Below are 12,689 nucleotides of genomic sequence, written 5' to 3'. Positions count from 1 at the left end.
CGCTTTCTAGGAGGATCACCATGACGAACGCACCCACCACCGGCCTGCTCCGGGTTCCCGACGGCCGGCTGCACTTCGAGGTGCGCGGCCGCGGGCCGCTCGTGGTGCTGACCGGTGCCCCGATGGACGCCCGGTCCTTCGAGCCGCTGGCCGACCTGCTGGCCGTCGACCACGCGGTGCTCACCACCGACCCGCGCGGCATCAACCGCAGCCCGCTGGACGACCCCGAGCAGGACTCGACGCCGGAGCTGCGCGCCGACGACCTGGCCCGCCTCATCGCGCACGTCGACGCCGGTCCCGCCGCGGTCCTCGGCTCCAGCGGGGGAGCGGTCAGCGCCCTCGCCCTGGCGCAGTCGCGGCCGGAGCTGGTCAGCACGGTCGTGGCGCACGAGCCGCCGCTGTGCGAGCTGCTGCCGGACCGCGAGCAGCTGCGCGAGGGCACCGAGGACATCATCGCCACCCACCTGTCCGGCGACTACCTGGGCGGATGGCGGAAGTTCCTGGCGATGGCCAACATCGACATGCCGCCGGAGGCGGTCGGCGAGATCTTCGGCGGCGAGCGCGACGCGCAGCAGATCGCTGACGACCACTACCAGCACGCGCACATGCTCCGCGGCACCTCGCACTGGACGCCCGATCTCGACGCCCTGCGCGCGGTGGCGGACCGGATCGTGGTCGGCATCGGCGAGGAGTCCGGCGGGCAGCTGTGCGAGCGCACCTCGAAGGCGCTGGCCGCGGAGCTGGGCACCGACCCGGTGATGTTCCCCGGCGATCACATCGGTTTCGTCGGCGCCCCGGCCGACTTCGAAGCCCGGCTCCGCGGAGTCCTGCCGAGCTAGGCGGCGATGGCGACGCCGAGGGAGAAGATAACCAGGTCCGCGACGAAGTGCAGCGGCCAGTTCCAGCAGAAGCCGCGCGTCTGCGCGATGGCGATCGCCAGGACCAGGCCGAACCCACCGCCGAGCAGGACACCGGTGATCCCTCCCGGAGTGCCGTTGACGTGCGTGATCCCGAAGTAGAGCGTGGTCAGCGCGATCAGCGCGGTGCGGCCGAGGAGCGGCGCGGTGACGGCGTTGATGCCGTGGCGGAACAGGAACTCCTCCGCCGCGGAGTTGATCAACGCCGCCACCGCGCACACCGGAAGCCACTGGGCGGCGGCGCGCAATCCGCCGGAGTCGAGCAGGCCGGCGCTGGCGAGGACTGGGCCGCCGATGAGGAGCACGGCGACGGCGGTGCCCGCCCACCGCCAGTCCAGCGACCGCCCGGCCACGCGGAACCCGGTCGCCGCCCGCGGATCGCCGAACCGCAGCGCGGAGTCCTCGACGCGCGGGCGGTGGGTGAGCAGCACGAGGGCGACCAGGGTCAGCGGGACCAGCTTGGCGCCGTTGACCACGAGGATGCCGACGGCCACCGGTAGCGACTCCAGCCGCGGTCCGAGGACCTCCGAGACGACGGTGATCGCGTGCAGCCCGGTCGCCGTCGCTGCCAGCACGAGCAGCAGCGGGCGCAGCGGTGCGAACTTCTGCCCGCTGAGCGCGATGATCAGCAACACCGCGATCACGACCGGTGGCAGGACCACGCGCCCTGCGGCCCAGCCCGCCGCCACAGCCAGCGTCGCGGGCAACCCGGTGGCCAGGCCGACCACGGCGGTCCACAGGACGACCGCTTGAGCCCTGGTCAACGACCGGACGGCGGTCACCTGCGGATCCGGCGCCGGTGGTTCCGCTCGGCGAGGAGCACTGCGCTCGCGCCGAGCGCGGCCAGCACCAGGTTCGTCCAGGGCTGAGCTCCCGGTATGAGGTTGACCAGGAAGGCGCTCTCCGCGGGGTTGGTGCCGAAGGCGCTCTGCACCAGCGGCGCGAGCCCTTGCACCAGCAGCACGACACCGACGATCCACAGCAGCGTTCGCATTGACGCCTCCTCTTTTTGGCACAGCTGTGCTGAATAGTAAACAGTACAGCTGTGCTATAAAAGTGGTGTGCCGAAGATCGTGGACCACGACGAGCGCCGGCTGGAGATCGCCGAAGCGCTGTGGCAGGTCGCCCGGCGCGACGGGATCCACGCGGTGTCGGTGCGAACCGTGGCGGCGCAGGCGCGGATGTCGCCGACGGCCCTGCGCTACTTCTTCACCACCCAGGACGAGCTGCTGGAGTTCGCCATGCACGCCGTCGCCGACCGCGTGGCGGTCCGGGTCCGGTCGCGCCTCGACGCCACCGGAACTCCGGAGGGCGTCCGGCGGCTCCTGGAGGAGCTCGTCCCGCTCGACGCCGACCGGCGCCTGGAGCAGGGCGTCTACCTGGCCTTCGTGGTGCGCGCGCAAACCCATCCGGGATTGCGCGCGGTGGGCGAGGAAGTGGAGTCGCAACTCGGCGGCCTGATCCGCAACGCGGTGGAGGCGCTGCACGCGGCCGGTGGCCTCGGCGAGGGGCGGTCGATCGACGGCGCGGCGCGCAGCACGTACGCACTGCTGGACGGACTCGCCTTCCAGGGCGCGCTCTGGCCGGAGCGGCATCCGCCCAAGGAGCTCAAGCGGATCTTGCACGACCACCTGGCCGAACTGGCGTCTCCGCTCGCCGGGAGCTGATGCGCACAGTGGACTCGAGGTGTCCGATGCGGACGTCGCCGGGTGATGGCGATAACACGTGCCGCACCGCAGGTGCCGCGTCCGCGTTCGCTAAGATCGGTGGTGGGTACTTCGGTACCGCAATCGGGGTGATCAGCGGCGGATGCGAACGCGGGAAGCGGTGCGCTGAGGCGGTTTTCGCAGTCGCGGTACCCGGGTGGGAACCGTCGCGGCATCGTGGTCGAGGCGGCAGCAGTTCACCTGTCCGGGCGACTCGGGGTCGGGATGGATAACAATCCCGGATCAGTGCGCGATCACGTCCTTGCTCGACTCGCGGTCAACGTCGCCGGCGCAGATGATTTGTGCAAGCCGCGTGACCTGCGGACCGCCGACCGGCCACGCTGGTTGATCCGCCCGATTGCTGACCGAAACGAACTCGTGATGCGTTTGCGCGCAACGGGCTGCCGTTGCGCTTCGTCTCTCTAGCAGTTGGTGGTTCGTCCAACGGGACTGACTACAGGACGGGGGAAGTCAGGATGTCCGCTCCAGGGATCGGCAAGAACTCGCACCTCTCGCTGCCCGATTTCGCTTCGGTGACCAAGCTGCCGAAGCCGATCAAGGCGCTCGTCTACCTGGTCATGCTGTCGGTGCTGACCGTGGCCGGGATCGCCGCGCTGATGGCCGCGATGGTCGTCATCGGTCAGCTCACCGGCGCGTTCGACGTCTTCAGCTTCATGGGCTGAGCGGCTCGCGACCAACGGGGCGGCGCACCAGCGGTGCGCCGCCCTTTCTCGTGCCCGCCCGCGGCCCGCTAGTCCGGTCGGCGCAACGCCGTGTCCAGGGCATTCGACCGGTCCGACCAACCGGCCGCTAGGCCGCTCGGCGGGTCCACCCGAAGGTCGGAACCACCCAGGACCTCGCTACGATCGCCAGTGTTGCCAACGCCACGGGGGCAGTAGCTCAGCAGGTCAGAGCAGCGGACTCATAATCCGTCAGGTCGTGGGTTCAAGTCCCACCTGCCCCACAAAACACCAGGTGGAACAGCTGCGGACTTGGCGCTGGTGGGTCGGTTCCGTGGTTTTCCCGCGCTTTGTGCGCCGGTTCTGCGTGGCTTTTCGCGGGGCGTGGGAAAGCTGATCGGTCAGGGGAGCAGGAATGCGGCCGGGAGGGTTGCTCCGCTCTTGACCGTGTCCAGGAGGAACATCGTGTCGTAGCGGCGGATGTTTTCGTCGCTCTTGAACAGCTCTTCGCTCAGGTCGCGGAGGGCTCGTACCGAGGTCGCCGTGAGCAGCACGGCGTAGTCCCACCGGCCCGAGAGGGCGTAGCACTGCTGGACCTCCGGCCGCGCGCGGAGCCGGTCGGCGATGCGCCGGTGGTGTTCGAGGGATTCCTCGGCCAGGGTCAGCACGACGAGCGCTTGGGTCAGGGCCGGGGTGCGCTCGGTGTTGACGACGGCGACGGTGCGCAGGAGCCCGGCGGACTTGTAGCTCGTGATGCGGCGCTGGACGGCGCTGGGGGACAGGCCGACCTGGTCGCCGAGCTCGCGGAGCGTCTGGTCCGCGTCGGCCTGCAGCAGGTCCAGCAGCTGCACGTCGATCTCGTCCAGCGGTCTCGTCCGGGTGCTCACGCGCAAAAATATTGCGTGCGGGCCCGAACAAAGCAAGCGGTTGCCGGGCCGGACTGCCTAGCGTCACGTGCCGTGAACCAGTTCAACGCACCCACCGATCTCGTCCTGGGCGACCTCGCGCGGACGAGAACCGCCATTCCCGACTGCTTCCTCGACACCCCTCAGTACGAGGACGAACTGCTCAACGCGGTGCTGGGGCGCCGCGTCACCGTCAAGGTGGAGATCGCCAACCCCATCCGCAGCTTCAAGGGTCGCGGCGTCGGCTTGGCGCTCGCCGGGCTTCCGGCCGGTGGCACGGTCGTCTGCGCATCGTCGGGCAACTTCGGCCAGGCGGTGGCCTACATCGGCCGCGCTCGCGGCCTGCACGTCGTCGTGTGCACGACCACCGACGTCAATCCGGCCAAACGCGCGCGCATGGCGGCCTTCGGCGCGGAGGTGGTCGAGGTCGATGGGACCGCGGAGGCGGCGCACCGCGCTGCCGAGACCTTCGCCGAGGAGGCCGGGGCTCACCTGATCGTCGACGGTGTCCACCCGGGCGTCGCCGAAGGCGCGGCCACGATCGCCGCCGAGCTCTCCCGCGCGGGCGAGTTCGACGCGGTCGTCGCGCCCATCGGCGACGGCAGCCTGATCAGCGGGATCGCGCTCTGGCTGCGCGAGCACGCACCCCGCACCCGCGTCATCGGCGTCAACACCACCGAGGCACCTGCGATGCAGCGCAGCGTCCAGGCAGGTCGACCAGTTGCCGTCGCGCCGACGAGCAACTTCGCGGAAGGCATCGCGATCCCGCAGCCCCACCCCGAATCGGTCGCTCGCGTGCGGGCGCTCGTCGACGACATCGTCCTGGTCGACGAGCGCGAGCTCCGCGAAGCGATGAGCCTCATCGCGCAGCACCTCTCGGTGCTCGCGGAACCGGCCGGAGCCGCCGGGATCGCGGCGATCGCCGCCGGCCGCATCCCGCACGGCAGGATCGCCACCCTCATCACCGGGGGCAATCCCCGGCCCGCGGTCGCGGAAGCCCTGCGCACCCACCTGGAGCACGCGTGATCGAGTGCATCGGCATCATCGGAACCGGGTCCATCGCCGCGGACATCGTGGACGGGCTGTGCACCGCGCCCGAGCCGAGCCCGGCGATCCACCTCTCCCCGCGCAACGCCCGGATCGCGAGCGCGCTGGCCCGCCGCCACCCCGGCGTCCACGTCCGCGCGGACAACCAGTCGGTCGTCGATGCGGCGGGGCTGATCCTCCTCGCCGTCCGCCCCGATGCTGTGCGCGAGGCCCTCACCGGGCTCCGCGTACCTGATGACCGAGTCCTCATCAGCGCCGTAGCGGGATGGTCCATCGAGGCGCTGCGGGCACAGCTCGATTCCGACGTGACGGTGGTCCGCTCGATCCCGCTCCCAGCGGTGCGGCACCAACGCGGCGTCACCGCACTGCACCCGGCGCATCCGGCCGCGGAAGAGGTGTTCGACCGGCTCGGCGGCGCTCTCGTGGTCGACGACCCCACCACCTTCGACGCGCTTTCCGCCGCAACGGCAACGATCTCCACCTACCTGCACTACCTGGATGCCGTTGCCGGCTGGATCGCACGTCAAGGCATGGAGCCGCACGCCGCGGAAGACTACGTGCGCAGCATGTTCTCGGGCGTCAACGCAGCTCTTGCTGATCAGAGCACCGGGTTGTCCGAGCTCGGCCGAGCGCACGAAACTCCCGGGGGCAACAACGAGGCCCTGCGCGCGAGGTGGTTCGACTCGCAGAACCGGGCAGCGCTCGACGAGGCGCTGGAGCACATCCGGCGGCGCGTCGCCGCCAGCACGAGCGAATGGGCCCGGTGACGCGGTTCAAGAAGGCAGGGTGATCGTCGCGGTGAGGCCGCCGTCCGGGTTGGGCGTGGCGGTGGCCGTGCCGTGGTGGCTGTGGGCGATCGCCCGGACCAGGGTGAGGCCGAGGCCGTGCCCGCCGGTGTGGGTGCGGGCGCGGACCCGGTGGAACGGCTCGAACAGCCGCTCGGCGTCCTCGGGCGTGATGACCTCGCCGGTGTTGGTGACCGTGATGACGGCGGTGCCGTTGCGGGTGGCGGTGGTCAGCCGGGCGGTGCCGTCGGCGCGGTTGTGGCGGATGGCGTTGTGCAGCAGGTTGATCACCAGGTGGTGGAGCAGGTTCTCGTCGCCGATGACGTGGGCCGGGCGCAGGTCGTCGTGCAGCGCGATCCGGCCGGCGGCCGCCTCCGCGCGGACCTGCTCCAGCGCGTGCTCGGCCACCGCGGTGAGGTGGACGGGTTCGGCTTCGTCGATGCCGTGATCGGCGCGGGAGAGGGCGAGCAGCGATTCCACGGTCGCGATGCTGCGCTCGTTGGTGGCCAGCAGCTTGGGCGCCAGGGTGGCCAGGTCGTGGTCGTCCGGGTGGGCGATGGCGACCTGCAGCATGGTGCGGGTGGTCGCCAGCGGGGTGCGCAGCTCGTGCGAGGCGTTGGCGGCGAAGCGCTGCTGGGCCTGGAAGCTGGTGTGCAACCGGTCCAGCATCGTGTCGATGGTGTCGGCGAGCTCGGTGAACTCGTCCTTCGGACCGTCGAGGTGGATGCGCTCGTGCAGCGAGTTGCCCGCGACGGTGCGCGCGGTCCGGGCGATGCGGTGGACGGGCGCGAGGATGCGCCCGGCGATGATCCAGCCGATCAGGAACGAGACCAGCGCCAGCCCGGTCAGCGCGACGCCGGACAGCTGCAGCAGCACCAGCAGGAAGTCGTCCTTGCTGGTGATGTTCACGGCGATGGGCGCTTCGGCGGGTGCGGTCGGGAACGCCGGCGTCGCCACCTCCATCGCGGGGATGGGCTGCACGTCGTAGGTCGGGATGTAGCGCATCAGCGCGTAGACGGTGATCAGCAGTGCGATTCCGCAGGCCAGGACCGTGCCGCCGTAGAGCAGGGTGAGCCGCAACCGGATGGACAGCCGGTTCGGGCGCAGCGTCGCCTGGATGCTCATGCCGCGGTTGCGAGGTAGTAGCCGACTCCGGTCGCGGTGTGCAGGACCGGTGGGTCGCCCAGCTTCCGGCGCAGCGTGGAGACGGTGATGCGGACCGCGTTGGTGAACGGATCGGCGTGCGCGTCCCAGGCCTTCTCCAGCAGGTGCTCGGCGCTGAGCACCGCGCCGTCGGCGCGCATGAGCAGCTCCAGGACGGCGAACTCCTTACGGGTCAGGCGCAGGATTCGATCCGCTTGGCGCGCGTCGCGGCGGGCGGGATCCAGCCGGAGATCGGCGAAGGTCAGCACCGGCGGCTGGGCGGGCGCGGCGCGACGGCGCAGGGCGTGCAGCCGGGCGACGAGCTCCGGGAAGTCGAACGGTTTGACGAGGTAGTCGTCCGAACCGAGGCGCAACCCGTCGATCTTGTCGGCGAGTCCGCCTGCTGCGGTCAGCATCAGGATCCGGCAGTCCGGCCGGGTGGCCACCACGTGCCGGCACACGTCGTCGCCGTGCACGCCGGGGAGATCGCGGTCGAGCACGACCACGTCGTAATCGTTGACATCCACGCTCTCCAGCGCGGTTGCCCCGTCACCGGCGATGTCGACGGCCATGCCTTCGCGGCGGAGCCCGGACTGCAACGCCTCCGCGAGGAAGGCTTCGTCCTCCACGACCAGCACCCGCACTCGTTCGTCCTCCCGTCGTCGTGCGCACCGATCGTTCCGGCAGGCGCATATGGCCGGCATATGGCGATCACCAGACGCAGGCGATAACCCCGGCCTGGCTCGATGGGTTCAGCCGCGGCGAGGTGCCGCGGTCGCTCCGGCAGCAGATCGCCGGAGCCGGAAGTCCAGCAGGGGAGAGGAATTCAGCATGTTCTCGTCTTCGCGGAAGATCGCCGTGGCCGTCGCCGGGCTGGCCGTCATGCTCGGCGCGGGCGGAGTCGCGTTCGCCACCACCGGGGACGCACCGACGGATGGGGGGAAGCCGGCGGCGATCGAGTGTCGCAAGGTCGAGCACCTGGAACCCGGTGTCCCGTTCGAACCGGCGAAGCCGGTCGAGGTGGCCCCGGCGAAGCCGCTGGAGCCGGGTACTCCCGCTGTTCCGGCGAAGCCGATCGAGGAAGCGCCGACCGAGCCGCTGGAACCCGGCGTCGGTGAGGCGATCGAGTGCCGACAGGTGGACGGGCCGCTGCCCGGCGTTCCGTCCCACCCGACCGAGCCGGGCGCCGAGGTGCTGCCGCCCGGCGCTCCCGGCGAGTCCGCGGAGCAGGCCGAGCCGGTGAAGTAACCAGGCCGGGGCCGGGTGGCTCGTGGTGGTTCTCCACGAGCTGCCCGGTTGTTCTGCACCTGGCGCCCGGTCATCCCCCGCCGCCGTCGCCCCCGCCGCCACCTCCGTCGCTCCCGCCACTGCCGTCGCTGAACCCGCCGGCTCGGCGGCGGCCGCGGGGCCCACGCCGTCGCTTCGGCCCCGCCATCACGAGCAGAACGACGAATGCCACCAGCAGCAGCACGAACATCCCGCTGTCACTCATCACACGAGGGAGACGTGCGGGGGCGCCCCGGGGTTGCTCGCGCCCGTTGAACAACCGGTGAGGTGCTGGCCGACGGCCACCCGCTTCAGCTGCGCCGGAGTGCGGGAAACCGCGGCCGAGCGAGGGTTTTCGGGCTCCACGCCAGCACGATCAGCGCGGCTGCGCCGAGAGTGACCGCGCCGACGGGCATCGGGTCGTACACGCCGGCGTCGGCCGAGACCGAGTAGCAGACGTTGATCATCGCGTGGAACAGCACGGCGACGAAAGTGCTGCGGCCGGTGTTGTTGTGCAGCCAGACGATGATGACCCGCGCGGCGATGGTGAACAGCGACTGCCAGAGCACCCAGACCGGCCCGTGCAGCTGGAAGTACGGCACGACGTGCCAGGCCGCCCACACGACGCCGATGAGCACGCCGGCGCCGAGCGCGCCGCATCGCCGCTGGACGGGGTCGGTGGCGTAGGCGGTCCAGCCGGCTTCCTCGGCGCACGCGGCCACGACGTAGAGCGCGAAGTAGACCAGCACCGAGGTGATCGGCGGCTGGGGGAGCGGTTGCCCGGCCAGGCCGTGCGAGAGCAACGTGATGGCGGGCATCAGCAGCAGCGCGGGCAGGTACCAGAGGAGCGGGATCTTCTTCGCGTCGAAGACCCCGCGCAGGAACCGTCGCACGTTTCCGCCGCTCAGGCGGATCAGCAGCACGGCGGCCACGACCGGGATCACGACCTGCAGCGCGCTGATCGGGAGCCCCGCGGGCAGCTGAGCGCCGGAAACCTCACCGGCCAGCCAGAAGGGCACGCTGAGCGCGAAGACCAGCGCGAAGAAGACAACTGGCAACCGCAACACCCGAGCCCGCCTCATCGGTGGGCATCATCCCAGGCTCAGCCGCACACCGGATCGCGCCACATGGGTTGGAGCCGAGGGCCGTTGCCGGGGAGCTCGATCGGTGTTCCGACCGGGCGGAATCCGTGGCGGGCGTAGAGGTGCGTGCTGCGCTGCGTGCTGGCTTCGAGGTAGGCGGGCAGGCGATCGGCGTCGGCCGCGGCGAGCCGGTGGCGCAGCATCGCGGTTCCCGCGCCACTTCCGCGGAATTCGGGTACCACCGCCATCGCCGACAGGTAGAGGTGCGGTTTCTCCGGGTGGTGCCCGGCGATGAGCCCGAGGACGGTGGCGGTGCGCTGGAGAGCCGGTTCGGTGGCGTTCGCGATCTCCGCGGCCGCGCTGCGGAGGCGGGTGGCCGACATCGTCTCCGACCAGATCGACAGGCCCGCGATGGTGCCGTCCAGGTGTTCGGCGACCAGCACTTCCTCCTCGTGCAGGGCGCTGCTGACCGACGGGCGGAAGAACTCGGCGAGATCGACCCCGGTGGTGTCCGGCATGACCCAGTCGACGACCGCTTCGTCGGCGAAGGCGGCCGCGTAGGCGGGGGCGATCCGGTCCAGCTCCGAGGGCTCGGCAGTTCGGACGAGCAGTCCGTTGGCAATCATGGCTTCTCCGTCGTCGTACGGGTGTTCCGGTTCACCAGGATTGCGGCGCAACGTGCCGGTTCCGAGTAGTTTCGTCACGGAACGGGTTGTGACGAAAAGAGGTTCGGATGCGGTGCGCCCAGTGCGGTGCCGAACTGCCGGTCGCGAGCCGGGGCAGGCCCCGCCGCTACTGCGGGCGGGCCTGCCAGGCGCGGGCGTACCGGGCGCGCAAGGACGGCGTCGCGATCAACCGGCGCTCGGCGGCCAGGACCCGGGCGGCCGAGATCAACCGAGCCGGAGTTCTGCGGGCCGCGATCCGGCTCGCCGATGCGGAGGGGATGCCCGCGGTGTCGATGCAGCGCGTCGCCGCGCTGCTCGGAATCGCCGCGATGACGTTGTACCGCCACGTGCGGAGCAAGGACGAGCTGGTCACGGCGATGGTGGACGCCGTGCTCGCCGAGCAGTCACCACCGGAGCGTTCCGGCGGCTGGCGGGCGCAGCTGGAACACGAGGCCCGCCAGGAATGGCAGCTCTACCAGCGGCATCCGTGGGTGCTGCCGGTGCTGGCGAGCACCCGCCCGCCGCTGGGCGGTGCGGTGCTGGCCGCCGTCGACCGGTCGCTGGCGGCGCTGTCCGGACGCGGCCTCGACCACCGCGCGGCGCTGTCCACGTACCTGCTGGTGAGCGGCTACGTGCAGGGCATGGCGCTGCTGGTGGCCGCGGAGTCGCAGGCGGTGCGGGACACCGGTGTGCGGTCCGAGACCTGGTGGTCCAAGGCCAGATCCGGCCGGTTCGCCGGGCTGGTCGACTCGGGCTGGTACCCGTGGCTGACCGAGCTCGCGGTCGACGACTTCCCCGGCCCGGACCCGGTCGAGGGCTGGTTCGACTTCGGCCTGCAGCGAGTTCTCGACGGCATAGCGGTCTTCCTCGGCGAACTCTCCACATCGGACTGATCAGCGGCTGGGGGCCTGCTCGTCGATCAGCGGACCGCGTCGGGCAGGGCCGTGTCGCTGCGGAGCGCCTGCAAGGTGTCGATCTCGCGATCGATGTCGCGCCGCTTGGCTGCGAGACGTTCGGCTTCCTGGGCGAACAGCTCTTCCATGACGCCGTTTCGCTCATCGAGCGGGGCTTCCAGGCAGGGCAGCACCTCGTCGACGGTGCTGCTGCTCAGGCCGGCTGCGAACAGGTGCTGGATCATGACGACCCGCTCGACCATGGAGCTGTCGAAGTCGCGCCATCCGCCGGGCGTGCGCTCGGACCGGATGAGTCCCTGCTGCTCGTAGTACCGCAGGGACCGGGTGCTGACGCCACTGGCATCCGCCAGCTCACCGATGCGCATGAAACCTCCTGGGACTTGTCGCCGACTCCCATCCTCGCACTTCTTGCAGTTGACACCGGTGTGAGGTTTCACCATCTAGGAGTCAACGCAGCAGGGAATCCGAGAAAACCGGAGGTTCGCCATGACCGCTCAGATCCACATCTGGTCGGACTACGTCTGCCCGTTCTGCCTGATCGCCGACGAGGTGATCGAGCGCGCGATCGCCGACCTGCCCGACGTCGAGGTCGTCCACCACGCCCACGAACTCCGTCCCCGTCCAGCGCCGACTCTCAGACCGGAGGATCCCTATCTGCCCGACATCTGGCGTCGAGTCGTCTACCCGATGGCACGCCGCCACGACGTGCCGGTGCAACTGCCGAGCGTCTCTCCGCAGCCGTACACCGAGCTGGCCTTCCGCGGTGCACAGTACGCCCTGGACCAGGGGCGGGCCGACGCGTACCACCGCCGCATCATGACGGCGTTCTTCCGCGAGGACCTCGACATCGGGAACCGCGAGGTCCTGGCCCGGCTGGCCGGGGAAGCCGGGCTCGACCCGGTCGCCTACACCGCAGCTCTCGACGATGCGGAGTACGCCGAGCGGCACCGGCAGGAGCTGGCCGAGTCGGAACGCCTGGACATCACCGTCGTGCCCACGATCATCATCGGCGACCGGCGCATCCAGGGCGTCGCCGATGAAGGCGTGATCCGCCGGGCGCTGCACGAAGCGTTCGCGGCATGAACGCGGGGACGACCCGGCTCGCGGCGCTGATGGCCGAAGCCGTGGAGATCTGCATCAGCCACGTCGAGTCGGGCGGGATTCCCTTCGTCGGACTGCTCGTCGGCGACGACGGGTGGGTTTCCGAACCCGGCGTGAACCTCGTCCGCGAGACCGGTGATCGCACTGCGCACGCGGAGATCGTCGCCATGCGCGAGGCGGCCCGGACCCGTGGTCTCGAAGGCCTCACCCTGCTGGCCACGGGAGAACCGTGCGGCCTGTGCTACCGCGTTGCCGCTGCGCACGGCATCGCCGCCGTCCACTTCGCGGTAGGACGCGACGACGCCGCCGAGTGGGGCTTCGACTACCGGGCCGGCTATCGCGAAGCAGACCGGCTGCTCCTCGCGAAGACGGCTGGCCACCTCGCCGTGGACCGCGGCCTGACCCCGTTCGCCCGATATCGGGCCCTGCACCACCCCGACCTCACCACCAACTCGTAACTCGTTTCACCGAAAGGACA

17 protein-coding genes and 1 tRNA gene are annotated in these 12,689 nt (G+C 70.6%); 10 read left to right on the top strand and 8 right to left on the bottom strand.

Features of this window, described 5'->3' with window-relative positions; translation table 11 throughout:
- The first annotated feature begins 20 nt into the window (after nucleotides 1-20).
- Complete coding sequence (locus tag ATL45_RS04620) at nucleotides 21-839, top strand: alpha/beta fold hydrolase (RefSeq protein ID WP_093151936.1); 819 nt, start codon at nucleotides 21-23, stop codon at nucleotides 837-839.
- Here the strand turns inward: ATL45_RS04620 and ATL45_RS04615 are convergent.
- Complete coding sequence (locus tag ATL45_RS04615; RefSeq protein ID WP_170210158.1) at nucleotides 836-1,699, bottom strand: CPBP family glutamic-type intramembrane protease; 864 nt, start codon at nucleotides 1,697-1,699, stop codon at nucleotides 836-838. The two genes, ATL45_RS04620 and ATL45_RS04615, sit on opposite strands and share 4 nt — an antisense overlap.
- Entirely contained in the window at nucleotides 1,696-1,911 is a 216-nt protein-coding gene (locus ATL45_RS38710; protein WP_170210157.1) for a hypothetical protein, read from the bottom strand. Before ATL45_RS38710 ends, ATL45_RS04615 begins: the two co-directional genes overlap by 4 nt.
- Before the next feature lie 67 nt (nucleotides 1,912-1,978).
- Here ATL45_RS38710 and ATL45_RS04610 point away from each other — a divergent pair, with 67 nt between their 5' ends.
- From ATL45_RS04610 to ATL45_RS04600, 3 genes are all read left to right on the top strand, one after another.
- Nucleotides 1,979-2,584 carry a TetR/AcrR family transcriptional regulator gene (locus tag ATL45_RS04610; RefSeq protein WP_093151934.1) on the top strand — a complete coding sequence of 202 codons (606 nt, stop codon included), beginning with the start codon at nucleotides 1,979-1,981 and terminating at the stop codon, nucleotides 2,582-2,584.
- A 515-nt stretch (nucleotides 2,585-3,099) separates the two neighbouring features.
- The gene (locus ATL45_RS04605) at nucleotides 3,100-3,306 is read left to right on the top strand and encodes a hypothetical protein (protein ID WP_093151931.1); all 207 of its coding nucleotides are present in this window, start codon (nucleotides 3,100-3,102) and stop codon (nucleotides 3,304-3,306) included.
- 206 nt (nucleotides 3,307-3,512) lie between these two features.
- Nucleotides 3,513-3,587, top strand: a tRNA-Ile gene (locus tag ATL45_RS04600).
- A 117-nt stretch (nucleotides 3,588-3,704) separates the two neighbouring features.
- On the opposite strand, the gene ATL45_RS04595 is transcribed toward ATL45_RS04600, so the two are convergent.
- Nucleotides 3,705-4,190: an Lrp/AsnC family transcriptional regulator gene (locus tag ATL45_RS04595; RefSeq protein WP_093151929.1), complete on the bottom strand. Its 486-nt coding sequence runs from the start codon at nucleotides 4,188-4,190 to the stop codon at nucleotides 3,705-3,707.
- 72 nt (nucleotides 4,191-4,262) lie between these two features.
- Here ATL45_RS04595 and ATL45_RS04590 point away from each other — a divergent pair, with 72 nt between their 5' ends.
- On the top strand, nucleotides 4,263-5,234 hold the full coding sequence (locus ATL45_RS04590; protein ID WP_246025165.1) for a threonine ammonia-lyase: 972 nt from the start codon (nucleotides 4,263-4,265) through the stop codon (nucleotides 5,232-5,234).
- Nucleotides 5,231-6,022, top strand: coding sequence for an NAD(P)-binding domain-containing protein (locus ATL45_RS04585; protein ID WP_211841179.1), 792 nt, complete (start codon nucleotides 5,231-5,233; stop codon nucleotides 6,020-6,022). Before ATL45_RS04590 ends, ATL45_RS04585 begins: the two co-directional genes overlap by 4 nt.
- A gap of 6 nt (nucleotides 6,023-6,028) precedes the next feature.
- On the opposite strand, the gene ATL45_RS04580 is transcribed toward ATL45_RS04585, so the two are convergent.
- Both ATL45_RS04580 and ATL45_RS04575 read right to left on the bottom strand, forming a co-directional pair.
- Entirely contained in the window at nucleotides 6,029-7,165 is a 1,137-nt protein-coding gene (locus tag ATL45_RS04580) for a sensor histidine kinase (RefSeq protein ID WP_093151926.1), read from the bottom strand.
- Nucleotides 7,162-7,827 carry a response regulator transcription factor gene (locus tag ATL45_RS04575; protein ID WP_093151923.1) on the bottom strand — a complete coding sequence of 222 codons (666 nt, stop codon included), beginning with the start codon at nucleotides 7,825-7,827 and terminating at the stop codon, nucleotides 7,162-7,164. Before ATL45_RS04575 ends, ATL45_RS04580 begins: the two co-directional genes overlap by 4 nt.
- Nucleotides 7,828-8,014: 187 nt before the next feature.
- Between ATL45_RS04575 and ATL45_RS38705 the strand changes: the two genes are divergently transcribed.
- Entirely contained in the window at nucleotides 8,015-8,431 is a 417-nt protein-coding gene (locus ATL45_RS38705; RefSeq protein WP_093151922.1) for a hypothetical protein, read from the top strand.
- Nucleotides 8,432-8,760: 329 nt separating this feature from the next.
- Here the strand turns inward: ATL45_RS38705 and ATL45_RS04565 are convergent, their stop codons facing one another.
- Nucleotides 8,761-9,507 (bottom strand): CPBP family intramembrane glutamic endopeptidase, encoded by a 747-nt coding sequence (locus ATL45_RS04565; RefSeq protein ID WP_170210156.1) that lies wholly within the window; start codon nucleotides 9,505-9,507, stop codon nucleotides 8,761-8,763.
- Nucleotides 9,508-9,551: 44 nt separating this feature from the next.
- A complete protein-coding gene (locus ATL45_RS04560) occupies nucleotides 9,552-10,157 on the bottom strand; it encodes a GNAT family N-acetyltransferase (RefSeq protein WP_093151917.1) in 606 nt (201 codons plus the stop codon).
- Between the two features lie 107 nt (nucleotides 10,158-10,264).
- On the opposite strand from ATL45_RS04560, the gene ATL45_RS04555 reads away from it, so the two are divergent.
- Nucleotides 10,265-11,089 carry a TetR/AcrR family transcriptional regulator gene (locus ATL45_RS04555; RefSeq protein WP_093151914.1) on the top strand — a complete coding sequence of 275 codons (825 nt, stop codon included), beginning with the start codon at nucleotides 10,265-10,267 and terminating at the stop codon, nucleotides 11,087-11,089.
- 26 nt (nucleotides 11,090-11,115) lie between these two features.
- On the opposite strand, the gene ATL45_RS04550 is transcribed toward ATL45_RS04555, so the two are convergent.
- Entirely contained in the window at nucleotides 11,116-11,475 is a 360-nt protein-coding gene (locus ATL45_RS04550; protein ID WP_093151912.1) for a MerR family transcriptional regulator, read from the bottom strand.
- Between the two features lie 121 nt (nucleotides 11,476-11,596).
- Between ATL45_RS04550 and ATL45_RS04545 the strand changes: the two genes are divergently transcribed.
- Together ATL45_RS04545 and ATL45_RS04540 are read left to right on the top strand one after the other, a co-directional pair.
- Nucleotides 11,597-12,193 carry a DsbA family oxidoreductase gene (locus ATL45_RS04545; protein WP_093151909.1) on the top strand — a complete coding sequence of 199 codons (597 nt, stop codon included), beginning with the start codon at nucleotides 11,597-11,599 and terminating at the stop codon, nucleotides 12,191-12,193.
- Nucleotides 12,190-12,669 carry a tRNA-specific adenosine deaminase gene (locus ATL45_RS04540; protein ID WP_093151906.1) on the top strand — a complete coding sequence of 160 codons (480 nt, stop codon included), beginning with the start codon at nucleotides 12,190-12,192 and terminating at the stop codon, nucleotides 12,667-12,669. Before ATL45_RS04545 ends, ATL45_RS04540 begins: the two co-directional genes overlap by 4 nt.
- Nucleotides 12,670-12,689: the final 20 nt, after the last annotated feature.

It is taken from the genome of Saccharopolyspora antimicrobica, assembly GCF_003635025.1.
GTDB lineage: Bacteria > Actinomycetota > Actinomycetes > Mycobacteriales > Pseudonocardiaceae > Saccharopolyspora > Saccharopolyspora antimicrobica.
Note: the sequence above shows the minus strand (reverse complement) of the source record. Positions and strands in the feature narration are given on the sequence as shown.